Below are 26028 nucleotides of genomic sequence, written 5' to 3'. Positions count from 1 at the left end.
AAGCTGTTGCACTTCGTTTACGGCGTGCTCAAGTCGGGTCAACCCTTTGACCCGAAACTTGCGCTTGCCCGGTGAGGCTCAAGACGGTATCTACAGATACAGGTGTACGCCGATCCTCTGTAGGAGCTGCCGGAGGCTGCGATCTTGGCTTTTATCCCTCGCAAGACTGGCGCATCACCCACCGCTCACGCACCACGTCGTAAGCCCAGTGGTAGACGTAGGTGTACGGCAGGAAAAACAGCAACACGCCGATGTCCAGAATCAACGCCTGCAACAGGCTGACGTTCAGCCACCAGGCAATCAGCGGCACACTGACCGCCACCAGACCGCCCTCAAACAACAAGGCGTGCAAGACTCGGGTTGCGGCACTGGGGACAAGCGCCAGACGCTTGAGCAGACGGTCGAACAGACCATTGAACAACACGTTCCAGGCCAGCGCGATCAGGCCGATGGCGATGGTCGCAACCCCCATGTCGACCACTGGTTTGTCCATCAGCCACGCCAACAGTGGTGTACACAGCAGGACGGCCAGCAGCTCGAAACCAATGGCCTGAAAAACACGTTCGGTAAAGGATTTATTGGTGCTCATGATCAAGCTCCCTAGGTGAATGTGGTTGCCATCATCTGTCACCGCATCGATACTTCATAATCAATAACCATCGATCAAGGCGATAGTTCATGGCCTCACATGAAGTGCTGCTGGCATTCGTCCAGGCGGCGACCCAAGGCTCTTTTTCCGCAGCGGCGCGCAAACTCGGCAAGAGCCAGTCGACCATCAGCGCGGCCGTCGCCAGCCTGGAAATCGACCTGAACGTGACGCTGTTCGATCGCAGCAGTCGCAAGCCCAGCCTGACCTCGGCCGGGCATGTCATGTTGCAACGCGCCGAGGACATTCTGGCCGCCACCAGCCGCCTGGAAATGACTGCCGCGCAGCTTTCCCAAGGCGTTGAGGCGAAACTGACGGTGGCGATTTCCGACACCTGGCAGTCCGACCGATTTGAAGCCGCGTTGAGCGACTTCGAGCGGCGCTATCCAGACCTGGAACTCGAATGCCTGATTGCCGAATGCGACGACTTGATCGCGTTGGTGCAACGTGGTCGTGCGCATATTGCCTTTGCCGAAATGCAGTCTGACTACCCGGCAGACCTGAACAGCGCGACGGTCGACGAGCGCACGGAAATTGCCTTGTTCGTGTCGCGCGAACATCCGCTGGCGGCACTGCAAAAGGTCGACAAAAACATCCTGCAGCAGCACCGCGAGTTGCGCCTGGCAACCATCATCAATCCGTACGAAACCCGCGCCCTAGGCCGGGTCTGGTCCGCGCCGAGTTATCTGATGCTGCTGGAAATGGCCCAAGGCGGTTTTGGTTGGGCGCCCTTGCCGCGCTGGCTGGTCGAGCGTTTTGGTGCGGGTTCGTTGCAGGAACTCAAGGTCCGCGGCTGGCCTAAACCGGTGGCGGTCGACGCGCTCTGGTCACGACTGCACCCGCCGGGGCCGGCAGGGAGCTGGTTGCTGGCCAAGATGCTGGAGTGAAATACGGAGCGGAGCTGCACCCATATCCTCATTCATATCCGTAGCAGCTGCCGAGCCCGCGAGGCTGCGTTCGGCCGCGAAGCGGTCGTGAAATCAGGCAATTCGCTCTTCCAGGCAAACCGCATACCCGGAATTTGCGAGGACTTCGCCCTCGAACGCAGCCTCGCGGGCTCGGCAGCTGCTACGGATACGGGTATGGATGAAGTATGAGGTGCGGCCATCACTTGAGTTCGCTCAACCGCCGCTCGATAAACCGCCGCTCCGGCACTTGCTGGGTCAGCTCAAGGGCGCGTAAATAAGCCGCCCTCGCCTCTTCAACACGCCCCAACTGCCGGCAAAACTCTGCGCGTGCCGAATGGGCCAGGTGATAGTCGAGCAGCTCGCCTCGCTGCAGAATCCCTTCAATCAGCTTCAGCCCCGCCAACGGTCCATCGCGCCGGGACAGCGCCGCTGCTCGATTGAGCTCAATCACCGGCGAAGGCTGCACCCGCAATAACACGTCATACAGCCCGACAATCTGCGGCCAGTCGGTTTGCTCGGCCGTTGGGGCCTCGGCATGCACCGCCGAGATCGCCGCCTGCAGACAATACGGTCCGAAGCCGCGAGTGCTCAGCGCTCGCTCGATCAATGCACAGCCTTCGGCAATCATCTGGGCATTCCACAGCGAACGATCCTGCTCATCGAGCACGATCAACTCGCCCGAGGCCGAGGTTCTGGCCGGGCGCCGCGATTCATTGAGCAGCATCAGCGCCAGCAACCCCATCACCTCGGGCTCCGGCAACAGTTCCATCAGCAGGCGGCCAAGACGGATCGCTTCGCGGGTCAGGTCTTCGCGAGTCAACTCACTGCCGACCGACGCCGAATACCCTTCGTTGAACACCAGGTAAATCACCCGTAACACACTGTCGAGGCGTTCGGGCAACTCGGTCATGGAAGGCACTTGATAGGGGATTTTTGCGTCACGGATTTTGCTTTTGGCACGCACGATGCGCTGAGCAATGGTGGACGGTGCAACGAGAAAGGCCCGGGCGATTTCCTCAGTAGTCAGGTCGCAGACTTCGCGTAGCGTCAACGGCACCTGCGCATCCGCTGCCAGGGCCGGGTGGCAACAGGTGAAGATCAGCCGCAAGCGATCGTCTTCCACATCGTCAGCACTCCAGTCGGCCTCTTCGAGCTCTTCCAGCTGCGCAACCAAAGCCGCTTGCGAGGCAGCAAATCGCGCCCGACGACGCAAGCCGTCAATGGCCTTGAAGCGCCCGGTAGACACCAGCCAGGCACGCGGATTATCGGGCACGCCATCGCGCTGCCAGCGTTCGACCGCGACGAAGAAGGCTTCATGCAAAGCCTCCTCGGCGAGGTCGAAATCTCCCAGCAAACGAATCAACGTGGCGAGAATGCGCCGCGACTCGTTACGGTAAACCGTCTCGACCAGCGTCTTGACCGACTTGTCCGTCATCAGTCCGGCATGCCTGTGGTCACCAGGGTCACCAACCGATCCAGACTCTGCCCCCAGCCGTCATGAAAACCCATGGCTTCATGGCTCTTTCGATCTTCTTCTGTCCAGTGCAGGGCCCGGGCGGTATAGAGGGTTTTGCCGTCGACCTCTTCGAACATCACTTCAGCGGTCATGAACGGTTTGCCCGAGGGAATCCAGCCCGGTTTGAAGGCATCGGTGAAGACAATCCGCTGTGGCGCGACGATCTCCAGGTACACCCCCGACGTCGGGTACTCGCTGCCGTCCGGGGCGCGCATCAGCGTGCGGAATTGACCACCGACCCACAGGTCCATTTCACACTCCGGCGTGGTCATGCCGTGGGGCCCCCACCACTGGGCGAGCAACTGCGGCTCGGTCCAGGCACGGAACACTTTGCTGCGTGGCGCATCAATCAAGCGACTGATGGATAACTCATGTTCGGCAGGCTGACCGCCTGTTTCGGGAATGCTCATGGAAAACTCCTGTTTTTGATTGTTATCAGGGATTCAACTCACGGACCGGGCGTACTTCAACGCTGCCGACCCGGGCCGCCGGGATATTGCCGGCGACTTGAATGGCTTCGTTCAGGTCCTTCGCATCGATCAGGTAGAAGCCGGCCAATTGCTCCTTGGTTTCGGCGAACGGGCCGTCGGTGATCGACAACTTGCCGCCGCGCATACGCACCGTGGTGGCGGTCTGAACGGATTCCAGCGCCTCGGCGGCAAGCATCCGGCCGCTGCCCTGAACCGACTCGGCGTAGGCCATGCACTCGTCATCATGCGGGCTGTCGGGCGAGGTATGCAGAACCTGTTCGTCGCTGTAGACCAAGCATAGGTATTTCATAAGGCTCTCCATCATCGGGCTGATCAACTATGGCTGCAGATCGAGCATTTGGCGAACATCCCGACGATCAGGGTTGCAGCTCGAATAACGCGGTGCCGCGACGGCATCGAAGTGATGCATTCATGACGGTTCTCCAAGTGTTTTTGTGTGAAGACACCCTTAGTCGTCTGACAAAAAGCCAATTCGACAGCTCAAATAAAATAAATTTCGAAGAGGCAAACTGGCTAGAATCCGAGCTTTGGATTTGCCGGAACACGGACACCGCCAGTGACTACTCAACTTGTTCCCTACGAACAGCTGACACCTGCTCAGCGCCAGCAACTGGAAGCCATTGAGATCCATCCGCAGCAGAAGCAATTCTCCGGCGATATCGAAATGGCCTTGTACACGTTGTTGTCCGCACCGGGCGACGGTATCAAAGGCTTTGCCCTGCTCGCCGATGAGATTCCGATAGCCTTCCTGCTGCTCAAGCGCCCGCCGTTCCTGCCGCATTGGGCCAATGAAGACACGGCTACCCTGCACGCGCTACAGGTCGACCACCGCCACCAGGGCAAGGGTTATGGCAGAGCTTTTCTGCAAGCCCTTCCGCACGCTGCGCGTCAGGCCTGGCCGGAAATCAAAGGTCTGGAGCTTTCGGTGGATGCACAGAACGAATCGGCGCTCGGGCTCTATCTCAAGCAAGGCTGGGTCGACAGCGGCAACGCCTACAAAGGCCGGATCGGTTATGAGCGGCGCATGGCCCTGGCTTTCTGAACACCCGGCAACCGATCATGGATGAGATGAACAATGCTGACGACTATCGAACAACTTGAAGCGATTTACGGCCTGCCCCACGACCGCGCCGTGCGCAAGGAAATCCCTTTCCTCAACCTCGATTACCAGGCGATGGTCAGCGCCTCGCCACTGGTCATCTTGAGCAGGCGCCTTTCACAAGCGCTTGAACGATGGCCAGTTCGATGCCGAGGCGTACGATCGGGAAGCGCCTGTTCGGGTACTTAACAGTCTCTACTGACCACCCCAATTTCCTGACAGCCCGTAGCAGCTGTCGAGCCTGCGAGGCTGCGTTCGAGGACGAAGTCCTCGCAAATCCTGCGTACGCGGATTGTCTGAAAGAACGCGTTGCCTGATTTTACGACCGCTTCGCGGCCGGACGCAGCCTCGCAGGCTCGACAGCTGCTACGAGGGTAGTCATACACCGTATTTCAACGTTGGGTAACCGTTACAGATCCAGCGCCATTTCATGCCAGGCCATGCCGCCGTGGTCGGACGCGGACACCTTGAGGTAGGCAAAACCAAACCCGGCGTACAGAGGAATATGCCGCTCCTTGCACATCAGGTTGATGCGGATTTTGCCCAAATCACGCATGCGGACAATGAACTCGGTCATCAAACGCTTCCCCAGCCCCAGCCCTTGAAAGTCCGGGTGCACCACCACGGACATGATCACCACCTGCGGGCCATCCGGGTCATGGCCGATCATCTCCTTGAAGGCCTCGTCAGCCATTTCCACCTGATACGCCGCACCCGAATTGATAAACCCGGCGACGACACCGTCAACCTCAGCCACGATAAAACCTTGCGGCCAGGTGGCAATCCGCGTGGCGATTTTCTCGTGAGTGGCCGCTTCATCACCTTCATACGCTTCGATTTCGATGGCAAAGCAACGATCCAGATCGGCGGGAGTGACCTGGCGAATGACAGTCGTGGATGAGTTCATGGCGTGGCCCGGTCAGCGAAAAATAGGGAGCGGATGATAAATTAATAAGGACTGCATATCGATCATCTGCAAGCCCGTAAAGCCTTCGTATAGCGGCTTTCTTTCGCGCAAGGTTCGGACTATTTCTTGTCCCTGTCTCTGACCATAAATAGGGAAACTCATCATGAGTAGCGTTCAGATCGGTCTGCTTATGCTGTTCACCATCAGTGCTTTTGGCTTTATCACGCTGTCGATCGACGTGCTGCGAGCGCGCCGAATCAGCAAAGGCAAATAGTGCAGACGTGAAGGGGCGGCAAGCGCAATCTGCGCCGCCTCTCAACCCATTCAGGCAGTTTTGAGCGGCACCCAGATTTCCAGCACACCGGTATTGAGTTTCGGGTTGAAGTCATCGCTGTAGCGCTCGAACTCCGGAGCATCGGCAGCCTCATGACCCGACTGCGGCAACCAGGTTTTCCAGATGTACTGAAAGGTTTGCGGCAGGGTGTCCAGCGCGCCTTCGTGCTTGAACACCGCATAGTGCTGGGGCTGAATTTCGATCCAGCGGTAGAGTTCCGGCAGGTCATCGAGCTTGCTGATCTCGACACCCGCGATGTACTCAAAACCACCTTTGCCATCCGGGTTGCAGCAGATGCCGTAGGTTACCTCCCCTATTTGCCCCGGAACGTTGCCGATGTGCGGTACGAATTTCTCCCAGAGCTTGGGAATGCCTTCGGTGGTATCCGCGCTAAACCGCCCGCCAAGCCCGGCGATCAGCAGAAAATGCCCCGTTTCGAAGCGCGGTTCAGCGACCACGCCCTTTTTTGGATCGTCCATGAATCAACTCCTGCAACTGAAGATGGGTTTGGCAACAAGTATAGAAGCCAAACCGGATTCCCCCAGTCAAAGGCCAGGAAGTTCTGCAACAGCCTCTTGGACGATAAACTCCTGATAGCCGGAAACGATCACGTAGACTGCGAAATAGCAGAAAATCGCCGCAGATGCGATGTAAGAGTAGCGCAGTAGTTTGTCACCCAAGAGCTTGCCGCCCTGGGTCGCCGCCAAGCACAGAGCAACGCACCAGAGTAGACCGGCACAAAAGAACCCGGCCAGAAACAGACCCGAACTGACCAGGCTACCGCCCCCGGAACGGGCAATCAGCGTACCGCCCACTGCGGCGAACCAGAGAATTGCGCTGGGCGACGACATCGCCAGAAAAACCCCACGGAAAAACTCCCGGCGATGGGAACCGGCACTGACCTCACCTGCCTCTGCCAACACGGCACTGTGATGGATGGCCGAGTAAATCATCTTCACCGCGAAATACAGCAGCAACGCCGAGCCACCGACCCACAGCACCCAGCGCACTGCCGAGTACTGCAACAGCACGGTCATGCCGGCCAGTGCCAGCACCGCATAAACCAGGTCGCCGACACAGGTGCCAAGCCCCAGCGCAAAGCCCTGAAAATACCCGCGTTGCATGGCCAGTGTGATCATCGCAATGTTGGCCACGCCGATATCCAGGCACAGCGAAAGGCTCAGCAAAAAGCCGCTGGAAAACTCCATGTTTCATCCCGTTTGATAGTGTTTTTTTGTGTGTTCGCGATCTTTTGCAAGAAGTGTGCGCGCGCCGGATGACGGCGAAAATTTACGCGGTCGGTGGCCAGTGTCATAGAAAATAGTTGAACCTCGCCACTGGACAATCGGCCATCAGCGCCCTTATCTTCCGCTACAGGCCACCGCAGTGGCCAGCGTCGCTCGGACGGTTCCGGGCGCTTACGTTATTCGAGGCAATAATGGCCGAACAAGGTTCGCCGCGCCGCTTTGCGCGCATAGATCGACTCCCCCCTTACGTATTCAACATCACTGCCGAGCTGAAGATGGCCGCCCGTCGTCGTGGCGAAGACATCATCGACTTGAGCATGGGCAACCCCGACGGCCCCACTCCGCCGCACATCGTCGAAAAACTGGTGACCGTCGCCCAGCGCGAAGACACCCATGGCTACTCCACGTCCAAGGGTATTCCGCGCCTGCGCCGGGCGATTTCCAACTGGTACAAGGATCGCTACGCGGTCGATATCGACCCGGAAACCGAAGCCATTGTCACTATCGGCTCCAAGGAAGGCCTGGCGCACTTGATGCTCGCCACCCTCGATCAGGGCGACACAGTGTTGGTGCCGAACCCGAGCTACCCGATTCACATCTACGGTGCCGTGATTGCCGGCGCCCAGGTCCGTTCGGTGCCACTGATTCCGGGCGTGGACTTTTTCGCGGAGCTGGAACGAGCCATTCGCGGTTCGATTCCGAAACCGAAAATGATGATTCTCGGCTTCCCGTCCAACCCGACCGCGCAGTGCGTCGAACTGGATTTCTTCGAGCGGGTGATCGCTCTCGCCAAGCAGTACGACGTACTGGTGGTGCACGACCTGGCCTACGCCGACATCGTCTACGACGGCTGGAAAGCCCCGTCGATCATGCAGGTGCCGGGGGCCAAGGACATTGCGGTGGAATTTTTCACCCTGTCCAAGAGCTACAACATGGCCGGCTGGCGGATCGGTTTCATGGTCGGCAACCCGGAACTGGTCAACGCCCTGGCGCGAATCAAGAGTTACCACGACTACGGCACCTTCACCCCGCTGCAAGTGGCGGCCATCGCTGCGCTGGAAGGCGATCAGCAGTGCGTCAAAGACATCGCCGAACAGTACCGGCAACGTCGTAACGTGCTGGTCAAAGGCCTGCATGAACTGGGCTGGATGGTCGAAAACCCGAAAGCCTCGATGTACGTCTGGGCCAAGATCCCTGAAGCCTACGCGCACCTGGGCTCACTGGAGTTCGCCAAGAAGCTGCTGGCCGAAGCCAAGGTCTGTGTGTCGCCGGGGGTGGGGTTTGGTGAATACGGCGACGACCATGTGCGCTTCGCACTGATCGAAAACCAGGACCGGATTCGTCAGGCGGTACGCGGGATTCGCGGAATGTTCCGGGCGGATGCGGCAGCGGGCTGAAACCAGCATTTTAGCTAGCCGAACAAGAAAAGCCCCTGCGAACGCACGACGTTCACAGGGGCTTTTTCGTAGCGGGTAGTTGATTGTTAACGCCGTGATGGAGGCGCTAACTCAGTTGCGCCTTTGTAGTAGAAAGGTGTCATGTCGATAGCTTCAGTCTTCAGCGTACGCCCCACCCCTTCACATGCAGCGTTGTTCAGCAGGCCGTTGTCATAATCGCCCATCCAACTGAACAGGCCGCCCAGCTTCCATTCTTTCACGTACTCGCCTTTGGCCTTGATCGTGCGAGGCGTATCGAAGGAAATGAACAACTCAGTCGTCGGATTGTAGAGAAAATCGGCATCGGCCTTGTCGTCGGTGTACAGGATGAAGCCATTGAGCGGCTGCTTCGTCTCCAGATCCAGATAGTTGTAAATCATATCTGGCCACTCAGTGACGCCACTTTCAAATGAGCCTCCCGTGACAGTCCCGGGACGGGGCGTGTACGTTCCTATCAACGGTGAAACGCTCGTCAGTTTTGCCTGTTGAGCATTTCGACTGTAGCCAGCGTATCCCAAAAGAATTTTTTTCGAATCAACACCTAGCCCCAACAAGTACTGCACCGCCGAGTGCACAGAGTTCTCGGTGATATCGGTGGGGTCGCTGCGGTACAGGTTGCAATGGTGCTGAAGCTTTTCTGCCCAGGGCGTGCCAAAGAAGTCATAACACATGAGGTTGATACCATCGAGCCCGGCCTCAATAAGCAGTGGGATATTGGACTTGGCCAATTTAGACGGGGCGGCAATGGAAGCAATGCTGATTTTCACACTTGGCAGCTTGGCCTTTACCTCGCGTATCAGCACAGCGAAGTAAGCCGGATCATCGTCATCGTATTTATTTGGCTCCCAGGTTTCTCCCGCTCCTGGTGCGTTGCCGGGAGCCTCCGGGTACTCCCAATCGATATCAATGCCGGTGAACATGGGGGATTTTTGAAAGATGGCAACAATGGAATTGACACAAATGGCTCGCTTGGCTGAGTCACGGACGACCTCGTAAAAGGCATGACTCATCGACCAACCGCCCAGACTGAGGGAGACTTCCATGCTTGGGTTGGCCGTTTTGAGTTTACGCAGTGCGCCCAAGGTGCCTTGTGCTTTGGCGGGGTCAAAAAGCTCATTGTATTTTTCGCCGACATAACTCCCGAACCCACAATTGATATAGGCAGCGACATCACCCCAAGGATCAGTGAGCAACGCCTTTGACATCCAGAGTTTCTCTGCTGCTTCCAGTTGTGCAGGAGTCGGGGGGACGCCCGGCACCGGTTCATTGTCCCAATAGTGTGCTGCTCTGGCGATGACGTTTTTATTGACCCCAAGGTCTCCGACAATCGCTGCAAAACCAAGCACGATCTTGTCAAAAGTCCCCGTCTTGCCCTCAAGCCTCATGATGTCTGTGCCACGTCCCCCGATGTCATATTTCGGATCAGGTTCTGCAGGGCCATTACCATAGCGTGGATCACCGATCCCCCAGTCGCTGTAATAGCAGAATGACTTGAACTCGTTTTCTTCGTACTGATTGAACAGATTCTTTGTGACCCGTCCCGGAGTCCAGGACAACTGATCATCTCTGGTACTGGGGGAAAACGCATTGACTGCATAGGTCTTTTCAGCCACGCCGATGCCCCAGTTAACCGAGCCAGTACCTACTTTAGTGCCAGGGTCCGACGGATGGACAAGTTTACTATCCCTGCCTGCCCGGCCTTTCTGTGTGAATCCAGCTTCTTTGGCGGTCATGTTTTTTCTCCCTGCACACGTAGATGAGTCACAAGTTCATGAGCAACTTCTACGCGGGGCACGACACGGCGCCTACCTGTCAAAGTTGACAGTGCCGACGAGTGGTATTCAGGGATTGAGGATCGTAAAAAGAAAGCCGCGACAGGAACTGAGTGTCCTATCGCGGCTTAGGTAACGCTATAAATGCAGTACCCGCACAGCGTGCGGCACCGCAATAAATCAAACCACCAACGACAACAACATGATGAAGCCCAGCGCGACGACGGACAGGATGGTTTCCATCGCCGTCCAGGTCTTGAAGGTTTCGGCCACGGTCATGTTGAAGTACTGCTTGACCAGCCAGAAGCCTGCGTCGTTGACGTGAGACAGGATCAACGAACCCGCGCCGGTGGCCAGCACCAGCAACTCACGGTTCACGCCCGGAATCATCCCCACCACCGGCACCACGATGCCCGCGCCGGTAATGGTCGCCACGGTCGCGGAACCAGTGGCCACGCGAATCACCGCCGCGACCAGCCAGGCCAGCAGAATCGGTGAAATCTGCGCGCTTACCGCCATGTGGCCGATCACATCACCCACACCGCTGGTCACCAGCATCTGCTTGAAGCCACCGCCGGCACCAATGATCAGAATGATCGCGGCGGTTGGCGCCAGACTGGCGTCGAGCAGTTTCAGAATCTGTTTGGAACCGATGCCCTGACGATGCCCGAAGGTGTACAGCGACAGCAGCAATGCCAGCAGCAAGGCAGAGATCGGGTGACCGATCATGTCCATCCAGGTGCGGAAGAAATGCCCGTCCGGCAGCGCGATGTCGGCAAAGGTCTTGAGCAGCATCAGGAACACCGGTAGCAGCACGGTGATCAGCGTGATGCTGAAACTCGGCAAGGTGCTGGAGTGAGGCTCGCGAGCCAACTGATCGACCAGCTCCTGGTTTGGATGGCCGGGGATATATTTGGCAATGAACGTACCGTAGATCGGACCGGCAATAATGGCCGTCGGCAGCGCAACGATCAGACCGTAAAGAATGGTTTTACCGATGTCCGCACCGAACACGCCAATGGCCAGCAACGGACCAGGGTGCGGTGGAACCAGACCGTGCACGGCAGAAAGGCCGGCCAGCAACGGGATACCGATCTTGATGATTGAAACGCCGGTGCGGCGAGCAACAATGAACACCAGCGGAATCAGCAGCACAAAGCCGATTTCGAAGAACAACGGAATGCCGACCAGGAAGGCCGCAAACATCATGGCCCACTGCACACGCTCTTTACCGAACGCACGAATCAGGGTCTGGGCGATCTGATCCGCCCCACCCGATTCAGCCATCATTTTGCCGAGCATGGTGCCCAGCGCGAGGATGATCCCGACAAACCCGAGTACCCCACCGAAGCCGTCCTGGAACGCTTTGATGATGGTGCCAATCGGCATGCCTGAAGTCAGCCCGAGAAAAGCGGCGGCGATGATCAGGGCAATAAAAGGGTGAAACTTGAACCGGGTGATCAGGACAATCAATCCGATCACGGTGACCACTGCATCAAGCAGCAGAAACGACTCATGGGACATGCCAAACATGGGGGGGTGTCTCCTGTTTGTTGTTGTTATTAAAGCGGGTTTAAACCGTCTGCGAATGGGACAGCGCTATCTCTTAGAACAAAACTTAAACCGGGCGTGTCAGCCCGTGTTCGATCCACCAGCCATTGGCCTGTTCAGCCAGCTGTTTGACAGTCTGCGTGGAAGCGTCGAGCGCCAGGGTCAGTGGCTCGCCCACCGGTGACTCAAGGGTGGCGAACTGGCTGGCGATCAAGGTCGAAGGCATGAAATGCCCCGGACGATGGGCCACACGATCGGCGGCGACTTCAGGGGTCAACTCAAGAAACACAAAACCCAGGCCCGGCAAGGCGCTGCGCAAGCGTTCGCGGTAACTGTGCTTGAGCGCCGAGCAGGTCAGCACCGGGCGTTGGCCCTTGGCATCGACGCGACGCAATTCATCGCACAGGCTGTCGAGCCAGCCGGCACGGTCGTCGTCGTTCAGGGGAATGCCCGCGCTCATCTTTTCGATATTGGCGGCAGGGTGAAAGGTATCGCCTTCAATGCCGGTCGCGCCGCTGAGCAGGCACAAGGCCTCGCTGACGCTGGACTTGCCGCAGCCGGCCACGCCCATGATGACCAGGGCGGTGATTGGTTGACTCATGTAACACCTCAGCGCGCAGACAGCGCTACCTTTGCCAGGTAAAACTCTAGTGCAAAAGCAGGCATTGCCGACGCCTTCTTGTCATTTTTATGGGTTGCAGCACGTTCTTTCCCAACGCCAAAAAGCAGGGATCAGGCAAACCCTGCTCAAGCATTTGCAGCCGCATCGAGACAGCGCTACCTTAGTGCCTTGAATTTTGTTTGGCAAGCCGCCCGATGACCTCCACTAAAAACGATAAAAATACTCGCACCACTGGCCGCCCTACCCTCAACGAAGTTGCCCGTCTGGCAGGCGTCAGCCCGATCACTGCGTCCAGAGCCTTGCGCGGCATCAGCACCGTTGCCACCGAACTGGTGGAAAAAGTCCAGCAGGCCGCACTCGAGCTGAACTACGTGGTCAACCCCGCCGCCCGCGCACTGGCCTCAGCCCAGAGCCATTCGGTAGTGGTGTTGGTGCCCTCGCTGTCGAACCTGTTGTTCATCGAAACCCTCGAAGCCATTCATCAGGTGCTACGCCCCAAAGGCTTCGAAGTGCTGATCGGTAATTATCACTATTCCCGTGATGAAGAAGAAAACCTGCTGCGCAACTACATGGCCTATCAGCCAAGAGGGTTGCTGCTGACCGGTTTTGATCGCACCGAAAGTGCCCGCCGGATGATCGAGACCAGCAACATTCCCTGCGTTTACATGATGGATCTGGACCCAGGCGCCGGCCTGAACTGCGTCGGCTTCTCGCAATTGAGCGCTGGCGAAACCGCCGCACAACACTTGATCTCTCGCGGCCGTCGGCACCTGGCCTACATCGGCGCACAACTCGACCAACGCACGTTATTGCGTGGTGAAGGCTTCAGGCGAGCCTTGCAGCAAGCGGGTCTGTACGACCCGGACCTTGAATTGCTGACACCACGCCCGTCATCGGTGGGCCTTGGTGGCGAACTGTTTCTGCAGATGATGACCAGCCACCCGCAGGTCGACGCGATCTTCTTCGGCAACGACGACCTGGCCCAGGGCGCCCTGCTCGAAGCCCTGCGCCACGGGATCAAGATCCCCGAGCAAGTCGCCATCCTCGGCTTCAACGACCTGCCAGCCTCGGCGCACATGGTGCCGCGCCTGAGCAGCATCAGCACCCCGCGTGAAGCCATTGGCCGCCGCGCTGCCGAGCACATGCTGACCTTGATGGCCGGCAATTCGATCGCCAAACCTGTGGTTGACATGGGTTTTGAGTTGAAGGTGCGCGAAAGCACGTAGGTGTCGGGATAAAGATCGCAGCCTGCGGCAGCTCCTACGCCCTGGAATCCTGCTCTCGGACCTTCCCGCCATCACCATAGGATGCGTCTTACACACTTGACGGAAATGCTTGCCATCATTTTTTTTGCGCCTGCCGTAGGCTTTTTGGAGCTGCTTTTAATCGCCCCAAGGAGTCGTATGTCATGCACACGGACCCGCAAAAACAGCAATGATTACTCTCACGCTGGAGCGAAGCCCTGGCGACCGAGGCGTTCAAGTCTCGCCGGATAAACCTCGGCCATCTGGCCGATACGCTCGAACTCAGCGCCCGCACAAGCTTTCAGCGCTTGTTACAGGCGCTGCTACGCGAAGGCCTGCTGAATCCAAAAAACCTGCACGCCGAAGGTTCGGTGTATTGGCTTACGCTGCTCGATGGTGCCCGACTGTGTTTCGAAGGGCTCATCCCGGCGCGGATGAACAGCTGGGACATACAGGGCGACATCACGTTGCATCGCTCTGAATGCCCAGCACAAAAACTGCTGTTTCCTTCGCAGTTGCTAAACCTGCTCTGCGCGCAACTTGAGCCTTTAGCATCGCCCGAAGTGCTCGATCGTCTGACTGAAGAGCTTGATGACAGCTTCTGCAACGCCACCTTGTGTCAGGCCTTTCACCACGGCTGGAGCCGGCAACTGCGTGAACAGTTCAAACTCGCCGATGACGATAATCTGCTGACCTGGCTCAAGGGCACCCCCTCCCGGCAGAACCCGACATCGGTGCTTGAACAGTGGGGCACGCTGGGCCATCCCTGGCACCCGAACTACAAAACCAAGCTTGGCTTGAGCACTACTGAGGTCATTGCTTTATCACCGGAATTCGAAGCCTGTGTGCCAGTCGTCCTGTGCGCTTTGCATCGGCAATGGGCTCACGTTGAATCGTTGAACGAACCTGAGCATTACCGCGACTGGTGGCAAGGTCATTTCCCGCTCGCGGCCGAACAACTGATTCAGCACCTTCTGGCCAAAGGTCTGGACCCGGATGACTACCTGCCCATCCCCGTCCATCCGTGGCAAGCCGCGGAGGAACTACCGCGCTCGTTTGCTCGCGAGATTGCCGACCGCCTGCTGATAATGACCACGATCATTGCGTTCAACGGCCAACCCACCATGTCGTTTCGCACGGTGGTGCCCGATGCGGACCGCTGTTCACCGATGGTCAAACTTCCGGTGGCGCTGCGACTGACCAGCGTGCAACGCACCCTTTCGCCACGCTCGGCGCGCATGGGGCCAAGGGTCAGCGGTTTATTGCTGCGAATGCTCAAGCAGGAGCCACAGATTCGTGCCGTGTTGAACATCGTGCCGGAACGTATCGGCGTGCATTTCGCGCCGCAACCGGCGGATGACCAACGCTCCCGACACCTGGCGGTGCTTTACCGGGACAACCCGTCGAGCTTGTTGCTGCCGGGCGAAATGGCCGTTCCCGTTGGCAGCCTGTTCGCCCTCGATGAACACGGACAACCTTTGCTGCGCCAGTGGGTCAGGTTGGCCCAAGGGGACGACAGCAGACCGGACCTGCTGCGTTTTTTCCGTGACTATCTATCGATCGCCGTTCCCGGATTGCTCGGTCTGTACCTGCTCTACGGGGTAGCGTTCGAGGCGCACCAACAGAACAGCTTCATGGTCATGAGCGCCGAGGGACAGTTGAGCCGGTTGATGGTGCGTGACTTCGGCGACATCAGGATTCACCGCCAGACCTTGCACCGGCAAAACCTCGACCTTCATCTGCATGACCCGCAGATGACGCTGTATGACGATGCGGACTTCGTGCGCGACAAACTCTTGCACACCACCTTCATGTGCCATCTCGGTGAACTGACTCTGCTCTGCGCCCGGCATTGGAAAATGCCAGAAAATGCGCTTTGGAATGAGTTGGCCATTCACGTCAGCGACTGCTTTGACCACCTGCGTGAACGGGTCGAACCACAGCGCTGGGTAATCGAGCGCTCGGCCTTGCTGGAACAGGACTGGCCAGCCAAATCCTTCATGCGTATGCGCTTGCTCGACAGCGCGCTCGATATCGTGGGTCGTCTGAGCAACCCGCTTCGCGTGCACTCGTAAAATACTCGCTAGAGCAGCCAAAAGGACTCTCGATCAAGTAATAGCACTTGATCGAAAACCCTTTTTAGTTGCATGACGTTTTAATTAAGTTGCAACGTCGAGTTGAACTGACTGATGGCGTCTACTACATGCCGTGAGCCCTGTTGAATTTCCAGGATTACCTCTCCTGCTTCATTGGCCAGTTCCACGCCAAGGCCAGTACGGCTCAAACTTGATTGCATGCTCGACACTGCACTCAAGGACAAGTCGTGGTTCTTGCGCACCACTTCGACAATTTCCACTGTCGCCTGGCTGGTACGTGCCGCCAGGTTGCGCACCTCGTCGGCAACGACCGCAAATCCTCGCCCATGTTCGCCGGCCCGTGCGGCCTCGATAGCGGCGTTGAGCGCCAGTAGATTGGTCTGATCGGCGATGCCGCGAATGGTCTGAACAATGGTGCCGATGATGTCGGACTGTTTGCTCACCGCATCGATGCTGAGGGCCGCTTCGTTGAGATCCCTGGAGATCTCTTCGATGATCTGCACGGTCTGCTGCACCACCTGCGAACCTTTCTGGGCGCAAGCATCGTTTTGCACCGAGGTTGAATGAGCCGACTCGGCGGCGGTCTGCAACGTGGTCATTTGTTGGGTGATGTTGCTGGCGAACTTGACCACTTTATACAAACGGCCCTTGGCGTCGAAGATCGGGTTGTACGAAGCTTCGAGAAAGACCATACGACCGTGTTTGTCGACCCGTTCAAACCGACGCGAATGGAACTCGCCACGGTTGAGCGAAGCCCAGAACGCCTTGTAGGCCGCAGACTCGCTCTCCGCTCGGTGACAGAACATGCTGTGATGCTGACCCACTACTTCGTTAAGCGAATAGTGCATGGTCTGCAAGAAGTTATCGTTGGCGGTAATCACCCTGCCGTCGGGGGAAAACTCGATCACCGCCATGGCGCGGCCCAGGGCATTCACCAGGCTCTGGCTTTCATGCTCCTGGTTGATCCGGGCCGTGATGTCCGCCGCCACCTTGATCACGCTTTTAACGTGCCGATCCGCTCCGATCACCGGCATATAGCTGGCCTCAAGCCAGACTTCCTTGCCGGCCTTGTTCAAGCGCAAAAATGTTCCGCTGTCAGGTTCGCCACGACCCAGCTCGCGCCAGAACCGCTGGTAGTCTTCGCTGTTGGCATAAGCCTCTTCACAAAAAATCCGGTGATGCTTGCCGCGAATCTCCTCGATGGAGTAGCCGACGGCCTTGCAGAAGTTCTCGTTGGCCTCGAGGATCACGCCAGTGGAATCAAACTCGATCATTGCCATTGAGCGGCTGATCGCCGCCAACCTGGCATTGGCTTCAGTCAACGCGCAGCTCAATCGTTCTATCTCAAGCACGTCAGATTTATGGTGTAGGTTAAACATGGTGGTATCACCTTCAGCGCTGTCTTTTAATTAACGGAAGTTCCTAGTCTTTCACTGGACTTACGACAACTTTCCACAGAACAGGCAAACGCATCCTCACACTAAGGATAAGAGTCAGGTGATCAATGATGTTCAATCGGAGTGTCCGTAACGCAACGCTCTTATCAAGCCATCCTTTTCTTGACGCCCCGCACGCGGGGCCAACCCAACAGCGTGAGGCATTGACACTTTCACGCTTTATATTTTGAACGACATAAGTAGTCACGAGTGAGCATAGACAGCAACGCCACGGATGCAAGGCCATCAATAGGCCATCTTTTTACCGATGGTCACAGCGCAGCAGGATGGAGCATCGCCAGCAACGCCTGCACCGCCACCGAGGGTTCTCTGAGCGGTGTGGCGACCAGCGCAAACTCTCGATGAACGGGCACCGCCAACGGCAGCACGCGCAACCCCTTGCGATGGGTCGGCAAGGTCATTTCCGGAACCAGCGTCACCCCGACGTTTTCCCGAACCAGTGTGAACGCACTGCCCCACTCTCGAACTTCAACCCGTACATCAAGCAGCTCCAGGCCAGCATCCGCTGCCAGGCTGCGAGCATTGACGCTGCAACCGCCAGTGGCCAGCACGAACGGTTGCTCGACCAGCTCCGCCAGCATCAACCCGTGCTCGTGGGGTCGGCGGGCCAATGGATGGGCAATCGGCAACACCGCAACCCAGGTATCGCGGCCCAACAATCCGGCATTGCGTTCAGGTGGCGGATTGAGCACCACCCCCAGATCAACCAGGCCAGCGCTGAGTAACGCTTCGACTTCGTTGTCGCTGACCTCCAGCGCTACCACCTGAATACCGGGATAAAGTTGTTTGAACTGACGCAACAGTGGCGGCAGAAACGTCGCGAGCACCATCGGGAAACTGGCCAGGCGGATGGTCCCACGCTGAATATCCCGAGCCACATCGGTGGTGGCCCGGATGGTCACAAGGGCCTGGAGCATCACCCGCGCCTGTTCGATCACTCGTGCTCCGATGGCGGTCGGCACGGCTTGACGGTTTTCCCGGACAAACAGTTGAACGCCAAGCATGTCCTCAAGCAGCGCCAACGCTTGACTGGCGCCCGACTGAGTCATGCCGACATGCTCGGCAGCGCGGGTGATATTGCCAGTGTCGGCGATGGCCACCAGCATCCGCCAATGCATCAGGTTCATCATGGCAGTAGCTGTCCTTATGGCTGATGTCTGAAAGATTAATTTTACGAAGTGCGCGAGCGACTATGACACTGATCAAAATCCTCACCTAGAGCCCTGATCATGAAGTTGTATTTTTCGCCTCAAGCCTGCTCCCTCGCACCGCACATTGTTCTGCGCGAACTGCAACTGGCATTCGAACTGGTCCGCGTCGACAACCGCACCAAGAAGACCCGCGACGGCGCCGACTTTCTAGCGATCAACCCGAAAGGTTACGTCGCGGCGCTGCAACTGGACAACGGCGATGTGCTGACCGAGGGACCGGCAATCTTGCAATACCTTGCCGATCTTCGCCCGCTTGCCGGCCTTGCACCGACGTTCGGATCCTGGGAAAGAGTGCGTTTGCAGGAAGTACTGAACTTCATTTCGAGTGAGATTCACGGCGGTCTGGGACTGCTGTTCAACGCGCAGTTTCCTGATGAGGTGAAGGCGCTCTTCAAGGAAAAACTGTTCAAGCGGTTTGCCGTACTGACCCAGACACTGGAACAACAGGACTATCTGCTTGGCGAGCGCTTCAGCATCGCTGATGCCTATCTGTTCACCGTGCTGCGGTGGACTTCCTTGTTTGATATCGACCTGAAGCAATGGCCGTCGCTGGAACGTTTTCAGTCGCGGATCGGCTCACGGCCTGCGGTGAGCCAGGCGCTGGCGGCGGAAGTGGCGCACGCCTGAAAACTCACCGCCCTCCAACCGCGTCTACAAACTGCTGCTGACTTTCGTCGCGACCTGCGCAGGCACCCAGTCCTGCCACACTTGCGGTTGTTCGCGCAGGAAGGCTTGTGCGACTTCACGCGGTTTTTGGCGTTTTTCGCTCATCTGGCCGAGGGTCTGGTTCAGCAGATCGATCGGTAAATCGACTTTCTCGAAAAACGCCACCAGGTCCGGGTATTGGGCCTTGAACGGAGCCGAGACGCCGATGGCCAGGTTGGCCGCCATTGAGCGCGTGCCTTTCGGGTGCGGGTTGTTGACGTCGGCCAGGGTCTTCCAGGCTTCGGCGTTGAAGGCCGGTTCGTCGAGTTTTACCAGTTTGAAACGCCCCAACAACGGTGTCGGTGACCAGTAGTAGAAGAGCACCGGTTTGCCACGACGAATCGATGAACTGACCTCCGCATCCAGCGCCGCGCCCGAACCGGTGCGAAAGTTGACGAAGCTCTCGGTCAACGCGTAGGCCTTGAGCTTCTGGCTGTTGACGATCTCCGAGGTCCAACCGGTGGGGCTGTTGAGGAAACGTCCGCGAGTCGGGTCTTCCGGATCACGGAACACGTCCTTGTAGCGCGCCAGATCGGCCACCGATTTCAGCTCCGGCGCCAGTGGCTTGATACCGCGCTCAGGGTCACCCTTGATCACGTATTCCGGCACCCACCACCCTTCGGTGGCGCCCTTGACCGTGTCGCCCAGGCCGAACACTTTGCCTTCGGCCTGAGCCTTTATCCAGGCCGGGCTACGCCCCGCCCACTCCTCGCCGATGACCTGAATATCATCCTTGGCCAGTGCCGCTTCAAGGCTGACGGTGCTGCCCGGCAGCGTGTCGGTCGGGTAGCCGTAACCTTTCTCGACGATCAACCGCAGGATCTCGGTGATCAGGCTACCGCTTTCCCAGGTGATATCACCGAAGTGGATCGGTGCGACTTTTTCCGTCGCGGGGGCCTGTGTCGCCACAAGGCTGAAGACCAGCAGCGAACTGCCGAGCCAGGTTTTGATTGATCTCATGCGGACCTCTGCAAGGTTGGGGGAGTGAGCAATGGTTGATTGGCGCTGCGCTGGCAAAGCGCCTGACAGCGGGTCATGTAGACGCTGACCGAACGCAGGGAGATGCCCAGTTCGGCGGCGATTTGCGGGTAAGTCAGGCCTTCGAGCCGTGACAACAGGAACGTCGCCCTGACCTTGCCCGGCAAGCGGTCAAGCGCCTGATCGAGAACGCTCAAGGTCTGCAACTGCTGCGTCAGGTCTTCCGGTGACGGCCCTTGATCTGGCTGAATATGCTGCAACTGATCAAGGTGTTCGCGCTCGCGGTCCCGTCGGTACCAGAGGCGATAAATCACCCGCTGAGCAAGGGTGGTCAGCATGGCGCGGGGCTGTTGGATCGACGTCAGGTTCGGCGAGTCGAGGAGCTGCGCAAACGCCTCGGCGGCGACATCTTCGGCGCTGATGCCAGCATCGAGGTAGCCGCGCAAGCGATTGCACAGCCATTGATAATGACTGCGGAACAATCCGCCCACGTATTCGCTGTGAGAAAGGTCGGTGCCGGACATGGAGGCTCCAATAAGTAGGGTTGCGCTGTATGTCCGGTGGTCCGGTGCAGCGATCCTAGCAAGGAGCCTTATTCTTTAATAATACTTAAAAAGTATTTTTATATATTATTTTGAAATATAAATAATCACGCTGTCCGCCGCTCGCTTCAACCCTCAACGCAAGCGTCCAAACCCCAGCTCTTCGGCCTCTTGCTGGTAATCGAGGAGGATCTGGTAGTCGCTTTCAGTGGCTGGCAAAACCTCGTGGAGCCCCAGAGTTTCAGCCACCTCGGGCAGTTCATTCAATGCCTGATTCATCACCTCGCGGAGGTGCTCGACTTGCTCATCTGTCAGGCTGGCAACGCTGATATACGGCAAGGTCGGGCTGAACGCACTGCGCGCCATCACCCGTAAACCTTTGACTTCCTGCGGCGCATGGCGCGCCAGATACGCGAAGGTCACGCTGTCGATGGCCGATAGATCCGCGCGCCCGTCACGCAGCCAGCGCATGCTTTCACGGTGACTGCCGCTGACCGCAACGCAGGAGAAAAACTGACCATTGCGTTGCAAGGGGGCGATGCGCTGACGCAGCAGATTCATGCCGCTGTTGGAGTCCTCAGCATTGATCACTGCGCGACAACCCAACATCGCCGGCAAGCTTCGGCACGGATCGTTGGCACGGGTCAGCAGCACGCTGCAATGGTTGCCACCGCTGCTGTCGGGTAGCTCATAGCGCGGCCGCCCGATCACCCGCACCTGCCCGCGCAACGCCGTCATCAGTGGATATCCGCAGGTCTGAGTGAGCAGTAAATGCGGGGCCAGCCAAAGCTCCATCAACGATAGACCTTCAGTACTCAAACGGGTGGCACCGAGCCGCTCGACGATGCGTGCCAGCCATCGTTCATTAGCCACGCGTATGGGCTCGGGGGCGACGTACATCAGTAACTCTGCAAAACCTGAAATCATGCTCGGTTCTCAACTGAAAGGATGCTGCGGACTGTCCACGGGACTGACCCCGTGCTGACGCAACAGCTCACCATAGCCGTGTACCAGAAACCCACCACTGCGCGCCTGCCATTGCTCGCGTCGTGCGCGATATACCTGCGGCAAATAGAACCACGGCAAGCCTGGCAAATCGTGATGCACCAGGTGCAGGTTCAGGTTGAGGAACAACCAGCGCCAAGGCCAGGCAGCCTCGTTGAGCACGGTGCGCTTTTGCGATTCGCGGTGCGGACGATGTTCATAGTAGGAACGGATCGTCCCTACCGACAACGCCGGCACGCTGATCAAGAACAGGTAATGCCAGACGGGAATAACACTGTAGCGAGCGATGAAAACCAGCATCAGCACGGTCAACGCACCGTGGGTCAGCCACATCAACCAGGCCTGGCGATTGCCTTGGCGCAAGCGCTGGAGTTCTTCTTTGGCCAGCGCCAGCAAAGCCAGCGGCGCACCGACGGCGAAGCGCCCAAGCATGGTTTTGTTCAGCCAGTGCAGGCTACGCTCCAACACTGAACTGCCCTGCCACTGCTGCGTGCTCACATAGCGACTTTCCGGGTCGCGGCCCGGTAACGTCAGGTCTTCGTCACGGTGATGCAAAAGGTGGCTGTCGCGGTACAGGGTGTACGGATACCAGACGGCAAAAGGTGCGTAGCCGAGGAGTTTGTTCAACGAAGTAAAGCGCGTCGGGTGCCCGTGCAACAGCTCATGCTGGACCGACATCCACAGCACCACGATCAGTATCAGCAGCAGCGTACTCAGCCACAGTCCCAGCCAGGCACTGGCCAGCAGCACGCCAAACCAGGCAGCGTAGACGCCGATCAGCAACAGCCAGGTCGGCCATTCGCTGCGACCGGCAAACGTTCGGCGCAGGGCTTCAATTTCTTCACGCTGGTTTTGATCAAGGTAATGGGACATGGCTCGGCTCAGAACAGGACAAGCCAACAGACAAAGTCGGCCTTATCCCCTTCTGTGCAACGGCGCAGGGAAATCTTGCAGATCGATTGGTTATTTACCTGGAAGTGAAAGCGGAGCCCGATTGCCGGGCTCCGTCAAAGCAGACTTAATGCCCGAACACATCGACTTTTTTGGCCTTCTTGTCAGCGCGTTTTTCAACCGCAGTCTTGGCCGGTTTCTTTTTCGCTGCTTTCTTTGAATCCATGCCTTTGCTCATGATGTACGCTCCACCAACTGGGAATATGGGATCAGGTATACACCTATCTCGCAGCGTTGGTTCTTTTATAATAGGCTCATTTTTCGCAGTGACCCTCTCGCACATGCCCAACACCCAATACACCCAGCTTGCCGAGCCGTTGTGGCCCTTGATGAACAAGTTCTACCGCACTCACCAGTCATCGATGAAAGCCGTTCGCGACGCTCAACTGTGGGTGGGCAAGCGCGACGAGATCATCGCCGGGCTCTGTTTGCGGCCGGTGGCTGAGGGGTTCTGGCTAACGGGGTTGTTTGTCGACCCGGCCCTTCGAGGGCAAGGCATTGCGGCCGCGTTGATGGCCCAGGCGCTGTTACAGATCAAGGCACCGGTGTGGCTATTCTGCCACCCGGACTTGCGCGAATTTTATGAGCGCAATGGTTTCACCGCTGGCCCATTGTTGCCCTATGCACTGGCCGAGCGTCTGGCTCGCTACAAGCGCAGCAAGCCGATGATTGCCATGGGCCTGGAGCCGGGCAAAGATCAAAAGATCGCAGCCTTCGGCAGCTCCTACAGGGGAATGCACTCGGCGTAGGAGCTGCCGAAGGCTGCGATCTTTTAGCGCTTTAGTCATCAGCCGATGGATCGAGATCCGGGAACATCACCTCGGTAAACCCGAACTTGCGAAAGTCAGTGATCCGCGACGGGTACAACCGGCCGATCAGGTGATCGCATTCGTGTTGCACCACTCGGGCGTGGAAACCTGAAGCGATGCGCACAATCGGCTCGCCCTTGGGATCAACGCCTTCATAGCGAATGTGCTGATAGCGCTCCACCGCCCCCCGCAGTCCCGGCACCGACAGGCAACCTTCGAAGCCCTCTTCCAGCGTCGGATCAAGCGGCGTAATCAACGGGTTGATCAGGATCGTCTGCGGTACGGCGTCGGCGTCCGGGTAACGTTCGCTGTGTTCGAAGCCGAAGATCACCAGTTGCAGGTCGACACCAATCTGCGGGGCCGCCAGGCCGACGCCACCGACGCTTTCCATGGTCTGGAACATGTCGTCGATCAACTGCCACAGCTCGGGACTGTCGAACATTTCGGCCGGTACCGGCGGAGCGATACGCAGCAGGCGCTCATCGCCCATTTTGAGGATTTCACGGATCATCGTCAGGCTTCGTCAGTGGTCGGGTTGAGCGAGTGGTCCCGGCCCAGTCCCGAAACATGTTGTTTTTCGTCGTGTTCGCCGAAGCCCTTTTCGCCAGGATGCTTGCCTTCGGTCGACATGTGATCGATCACCGCATTCATCTCCGCACCGAGCAATAGCACCGCAGCGGAAATGTAGAAGTACAGCAACAGCACGATGATCGCGCCGATACTGCCATACATGGCATTGTAGTTGGCGAAGGTTTTGACGTAATAACCAAAGCCCAGCGAAGCGACGATCCACACTACCACCGCCAGCACCGAGCCTGGCGTGATGAAGCGAAACTTCTGCTTCACATCAGGCATCACGTAGTACATCAACGCGACCGCGACCATCAGCAGGATCACGATCACCGGCCAGCGCAGTATCGTCCACAGTGTGACGATGAACTCCTCCATGCCGATCTGTGCCGCAATCCATTCCATCACCTGCGGGCCGAGCACCATCAATGCTGCAGCGACCAGCAACATTCCGGCAACGCCAACGGTGTAGAAGATCGACAGTGGAAAGCGCTTCCAGATCGGCCGGCCTTCGACCACATCGTAGGCGGCGTTCATTGCGCTCATCATCAGCCGCACACCTGCCGAGGCGGTCCACAGGGCGATGACGATACCCACCGAGAGCAATCCTCCCTTGGATTGCTGGAGCTGATCGATCACCGGGTTCACTTGCTCCAGCGCTTGCGGCGGCAATACCAGTTCCGACTGAAGGCGCAACCAGGAAAAGAAGTCCGGCAGGTGCAGGAAACCGATCAGGGCAATCAGGAACAGAATGAAGGGAAATAGCGAGAACAACATTTGATAGGCCAGCGCCGAGGCGTACGTCGACATCTCGTCATTGATGAACTCGGTGACCGTGCGCATCATCACGCGGTGCAAGGGCAAGCCTTTCAACTCCGGGAAAATCATAGCGTCTCCTTTCGCCGCAAAAGGGTTGAAGTCGGGGGCGACTCAGGGGCCGTTTTCTACATCAAAGTAACCTACTTGGCGACCTTGGAACAATTTCGTGGGGGAAGTAACAATAGCCGACATAAAAACGGCCATCCGTGGATGGCCGTCGCACTGCGCTCACGCAGGTTATTGGGTCAGACTTTATCGATGGTTTTCTTGATCGCGTCTTTAGCCTTGCCGAGTGCTTGCTGGGCTTCGCCTTTCTTTTCCTGAAGCTTGCCTTCGGCTCGCAGCTTGGGGTTGTCGGTGGCTTTACCCACACCTTGCTTGACGTTGCCGACCGCTTCGTTGGCCAGCCCTTTAACTTTATCGCCAGTGCTGCTCATGGTATTTCTCCTGTGAACATTCAAAGGTCAGAGTCATTACCTAGAGGTTGACCGGTGGGCGTTGCACAGAGTTTCATTTATTTTCATCGGGTCATTTCATCTGCAAATGCAGGTTGGGCTTTATGTTTGCCTGCCAACCCCCGAGAATGCGCAACGTATTCAGGCCATGGCGCTGAAGATCCAATCCCGTAGGAACGTTATGAAACTCGATAAAAAGCAGGCCATTGCCCGCAGAAACCAGGAACTCGGCGGTGCAGTGCTTGGCGTCAACAACTGCCATTTCACCGAATTGAACCGCAACCGCAACATCTGGTGGTTTGATATCCCGGTGGCGCGTCTGGCCGTTGGTCAGTACGAGTGGGTTCACCTGCTGATGCACACGCCAGCCACCGACGAACTGCTGCACCTGAAAGTGCCGACGGTGTTCCTGCGCGAGAAACTCGAAGGACTGGTGGTGCGCAATGAAGGCAAGCGCAAGGCAGCCCTGAGCCTGGAACTGAGCGCCGACAAGGACTCGTACCTTCAGGACATGCGCCCAGCCGGTACCAACGTCAATTTCGCGCAGTTCCGCCTGTAACAGCAAAAGCTTCGCGAGCAAGCGAACGTCGCCCGGCCCTTCCCACATTTGATCTTCATCGAACACAGAGTGTGTGTACGACCGGAATCCAGTGTGGG

The 26028-nt window shown here is 57.8% G+C and carries 26 protein-coding genes and 3 pseudogenes; 9 read left to right on the top strand and 20 right to left on the bottom strand.

Annotated features, from left to right (window positions below):
* Nucleotides 1-151 precede the first annotated feature (151 nt).
* Nucleotides 152-589, bottom strand: coding sequence for a multidrug/biocide efflux PACE transporter (locus ACIPIN_RS15925; RefSeq protein WP_401120080.1), 438 nt, complete (start codon nucleotides 587-589; stop codon nucleotides 152-154).
* An 89-nt stretch (nucleotides 590-678) separates the two neighbouring features.
* On the opposite strand from ACIPIN_RS15925, the gene ACIPIN_RS15920 reads away from it, so the two are divergent.
* Complete coding sequence (locus ACIPIN_RS15920) at nucleotides 679-1533, top strand: LysR family transcriptional regulator (RefSeq protein WP_401120079.1); 855 nt, start codon at nucleotides 679-681, stop codon at nucleotides 1531-1533.
* Nucleotides 1534-1753: 220 nt separating this feature from the next.
* On the opposite strand, the gene ACIPIN_RS15915 is transcribed toward ACIPIN_RS15920, so the two are convergent.
* From ACIPIN_RS15915 to ACIPIN_RS15905, 3 genes are read right to left on the bottom strand one after another with little or no spacing between them, the layout of a single operon-like run.
* Nucleotides 1754-2989, bottom strand: a complete 1236-nt coding sequence (locus ACIPIN_RS15915) for an RNA polymerase sigma factor (protein WP_401120078.1) — start codon at nucleotides 2987-2989, stop codon at nucleotides 1754-1756.
* Entirely contained in the window at nucleotides 2989-3480 is a 492-nt protein-coding gene (locus tag ACIPIN_RS15910) for an SRPBCC family protein (RefSeq protein WP_401120077.1), read from the bottom strand. The genes ACIPIN_RS15915 and ACIPIN_RS15910 overlap by 1 nt, the downstream gene beginning before the upstream one ends.
* Nucleotides 3481-3505: 25 nt before the next feature.
* Nucleotides 3506-3850: a YciI family protein gene (locus tag ACIPIN_RS15905; protein ID WP_401120076.1), complete on the bottom strand. Its 345-nt coding sequence runs from the start codon at nucleotides 3848-3850 to the stop codon at nucleotides 3506-3508.
* A gap of 267 nt (nucleotides 3851-4117) precedes the next feature.
* Between ACIPIN_RS15905 and ACIPIN_RS15900 the strand changes: the two genes are divergently transcribed.
* On the top strand, nucleotides 4118-4603 hold the full coding sequence (locus ACIPIN_RS15900) for a GNAT family N-acetyltransferase (protein ID WP_401120075.1): 486 nt from the start codon (nucleotides 4118-4120) through the stop codon (nucleotides 4601-4603).
* A gap of 33 nt (nucleotides 4604-4636) precedes the next feature.
* Nucleotides 4637-4768: pseudogene (locus tag ACIPIN_RS15895) on the top strand (pyridoxamine 5'-phosphate oxidase family protein); the annotation flags it as partial.
* Nucleotides 4769-5069: 301 nt separating this feature from the next.
* On the opposite strand, the gene ACIPIN_RS15890 reads toward ACIPIN_RS15895, so the two are convergent.
* From ACIPIN_RS15890 to ACIPIN_RS15880, 3 genes are all read right to left on the bottom strand, one after another.
* The gene (locus tag ACIPIN_RS15890; protein ID WP_401120074.1) at nucleotides 5070-5567 is read right to left on the bottom strand and encodes a GNAT family N-acetyltransferase; all 498 of its coding nucleotides are present in this window, start codon (nucleotides 5565-5567) and stop codon (nucleotides 5070-5072) included.
* A gap of 324 nt (nucleotides 5568-5891) precedes the next feature.
* Nucleotides 5892-6380: a GyrI-like domain-containing protein gene (locus ACIPIN_RS15885; protein WP_401120073.1), complete on the bottom strand. Its 489-nt coding sequence runs from the start codon at nucleotides 6378-6380 to the stop codon at nucleotides 5892-5894.
* A 66-nt stretch (nucleotides 6381-6446) separates the two neighbouring features.
* Nucleotides 6447-7109: a LysE family translocator gene (locus ACIPIN_RS15880; RefSeq protein WP_401120071.1), complete on the bottom strand. Its 663-nt coding sequence runs from the start codon at nucleotides 7107-7109 to the stop codon at nucleotides 6447-6449.
* Between the two features lie 230 nt (nucleotides 7110-7339).
* On the opposite strand from ACIPIN_RS15880, the gene alaC reads away from it, so the two are divergent.
* The gene (alaC, locus tag ACIPIN_RS15875; protein ID WP_401120069.1) at nucleotides 7340-8545 is read left to right on the top strand and encodes an alanine transaminase; all 1206 of its coding nucleotides are present in this window, start codon (nucleotides 7340-7342) and stop codon (nucleotides 8543-8545) included.
* A gap of 86 nt (nucleotides 8546-8631) precedes the next feature.
* Here alaC and ACIPIN_RS15870 read toward each other — a convergent pair whose 3' ends face one another.
* The 3 genes from ACIPIN_RS15870 to ACIPIN_RS15860 form a co-directional block, all read right to left on the bottom strand.
* Nucleotides 8632-10317, bottom strand: coding sequence for a glycosyl hydrolase family 18 protein (locus ACIPIN_RS15870; protein ID WP_401120068.1), 1686 nt, complete (start codon nucleotides 10315-10317; stop codon nucleotides 8632-8634).
* A 219-nt stretch (nucleotides 10318-10536) separates the two neighbouring features.
* Nucleotides 10537-11889 carry a GntP family permease gene (locus ACIPIN_RS15865; protein WP_401120067.1) on the bottom strand — a complete coding sequence of 451 codons (1353 nt, stop codon included), beginning with the start codon at nucleotides 11887-11889 and terminating at the stop codon, nucleotides 10537-10539.
* Nucleotides 11890-11974: 85 nt separating this feature from the next.
* Nucleotides 11975-12508 (bottom strand): gluconokinase, encoded by a 534-nt coding sequence (locus ACIPIN_RS15860; RefSeq protein WP_401120066.1) that lies wholly within the window; start codon nucleotides 12506-12508, stop codon nucleotides 11975-11977.
* A 215-nt stretch (nucleotides 12509-12723) separates the two neighbouring features.
* Between ACIPIN_RS15860 and ACIPIN_RS15855 the strand changes: the two genes are divergently transcribed.
* On the top strand, nucleotides 12724-13755 hold the full coding sequence (locus ACIPIN_RS15855) for a LacI family DNA-binding transcriptional regulator (RefSeq protein ID WP_401120064.1): 1032 nt from the start codon (nucleotides 12724-12726) through the stop codon (nucleotides 13753-13755).
* 236 nt (nucleotides 13756-13991) lie between these two features.
* Nucleotides 13992-15848 (top strand): IucA/IucC family protein, encoded by a 1857-nt coding sequence (locus ACIPIN_RS15850; protein WP_401120084.1) that lies wholly within the window; start codon nucleotides 13992-13994, stop codon nucleotides 15846-15848.
* 80 nt (nucleotides 15849-15928) lie between these two features.
* Here ACIPIN_RS15850 and ACIPIN_RS15845 read toward each other — a convergent pair.
* The 3 genes and pseudogenes from ACIPIN_RS15845 to ACIPIN_RS15835 all read right to left on the bottom strand — a co-directional run.
* A pseudogene (locus tag ACIPIN_RS15845) lies at nucleotides 15929-16360 on the bottom strand (methyl-accepting chemotaxis protein); the annotation flags it as partial.
* Nucleotides 16361-16474: 114 nt separating this feature from the next.
* A pseudogene (locus ACIPIN_RS15840) lies at nucleotides 16475-17248 on the bottom strand (PAS domain-containing protein); the annotation flags it as partial.
* A 329-nt stretch (nucleotides 17249-17577) separates the two neighbouring features.
* The gene (locus tag ACIPIN_RS15835) at nucleotides 17578-18456 is read right to left on the bottom strand and encodes a LysR family transcriptional regulator (protein WP_401120063.1); all 879 of its coding nucleotides are present in this window, start codon (nucleotides 18454-18456) and stop codon (nucleotides 17578-17580) included.
* 99 nt (nucleotides 18457-18555) lie between these two features.
* Between ACIPIN_RS15835 and gstA the strand changes: the two genes are divergently transcribed.
* Complete coding sequence (gstA, locus tag ACIPIN_RS15830; protein WP_401120061.1) at nucleotides 18556-19164, top strand: glutathione transferase GstA; 609 nt, start codon at nucleotides 18556-18558, stop codon at nucleotides 19162-19164.
* Nucleotides 19165-19188: 24 nt separating this feature from the next.
* On the opposite strand, the gene ACIPIN_RS15825 is transcribed toward gstA, so the two are convergent.
* From ACIPIN_RS15825 to ACIPIN_RS15810, 4 genes are all read right to left on the bottom strand, one after another.
* Nucleotides 19189-20202, bottom strand: coding sequence for an ABC transporter substrate-binding protein (locus ACIPIN_RS15825; protein WP_401120060.1), 1014 nt, complete (start codon nucleotides 20200-20202; stop codon nucleotides 19189-19191).
* A complete protein-coding gene (locus ACIPIN_RS15820; RefSeq protein WP_401120059.1) occupies nucleotides 20199-20744 on the bottom strand; it encodes a sigma-70 family RNA polymerase sigma factor in 546 nt (181 codons plus the stop codon). The genes ACIPIN_RS15825 and ACIPIN_RS15820 overlap by 4 nt, the downstream gene beginning before the upstream one ends.
* 153 nt (nucleotides 20745-20897) lie before the next feature.
* Entirely contained in the window at nucleotides 20898-21689 is a 792-nt protein-coding gene (locus ACIPIN_RS15815) for a phosphate/phosphite/phosphonate ABC transporter substrate-binding protein (RefSeq protein ID WP_401120057.1), read from the bottom strand.
* 9 nt (nucleotides 21690-21698) lie between these two features.
* On the bottom strand, nucleotides 21699-22640 hold the full coding sequence (locus ACIPIN_RS15810) for a fatty acid desaturase (protein ID WP_401120056.1): 942 nt from the start codon (nucleotides 22638-22640) through the stop codon (nucleotides 21699-21701).
* Nucleotides 22641-22999: 359 nt separating this feature from the next.
* Here ACIPIN_RS15810 and ACIPIN_RS15805 point away from each other — a divergent pair, with 359 nt between their 5' ends.
* Entirely contained in the window at nucleotides 23000-23467 is a 468-nt protein-coding gene (locus ACIPIN_RS15805; RefSeq protein ID WP_401120055.1) for a GNAT family N-acetyltransferase, read from the top strand.
* A gap of 31 nt (nucleotides 23468-23498) precedes the next feature.
* Here ACIPIN_RS15805 and def read toward each other — a convergent pair whose 3' ends face one another.
* The 3 genes from def to ACIPIN_RS15790 form a co-directional block, all read right to left on the bottom strand.
* A complete protein-coding gene (def, locus tag ACIPIN_RS15800; RefSeq protein WP_401120053.1) occupies nucleotides 23499-24038 on the bottom strand; it encodes a peptide deformylase in 540 nt (179 codons plus the stop codon).
* A 2-nt stretch (nucleotides 24039-24040) separates the two neighbouring features.
* Entirely contained in the window at nucleotides 24041-24985 is a 945-nt protein-coding gene (locus tag ACIPIN_RS15795) for a YihY/virulence factor BrkB family protein (RefSeq protein WP_401120052.1), read from the bottom strand.
* A 176-nt stretch (nucleotides 24986-25161) separates the two neighbouring features.
* A complete protein-coding gene (locus tag ACIPIN_RS15790) occupies nucleotides 25162-25353 on the bottom strand; it encodes a CsbD family protein (protein ID WP_401120050.1) in 192 nt (63 codons plus the stop codon).
* A gap of 199 nt (nucleotides 25354-25552) precedes the next feature.
* Here ACIPIN_RS15790 and ACIPIN_RS15785 point away from each other — a divergent pair, with 199 nt between their 5' ends.
* Nucleotides 25553-25930 carry a hypothetical protein gene (locus ACIPIN_RS15785; protein WP_401120048.1) on the top strand — a complete coding sequence of 126 codons (378 nt, stop codon included), beginning with the start codon at nucleotides 25553-25555 and terminating at the stop codon, nucleotides 25928-25930.
* Nucleotides 25931-26028: the final 98 nt, after the last annotated feature.

Origin of the sequence: Pseudomonas sp. NPDC087697 (assembly GCF_044743155.1) — a bacterium.
GTDB lineage: Bacteria > Pseudomonadota > Gammaproteobacteria > Pseudomonadales > Pseudomonadaceae > Aquipseudomonas.
This window is presented reverse-complemented; position numbering and strand designations above follow the sequence as displayed.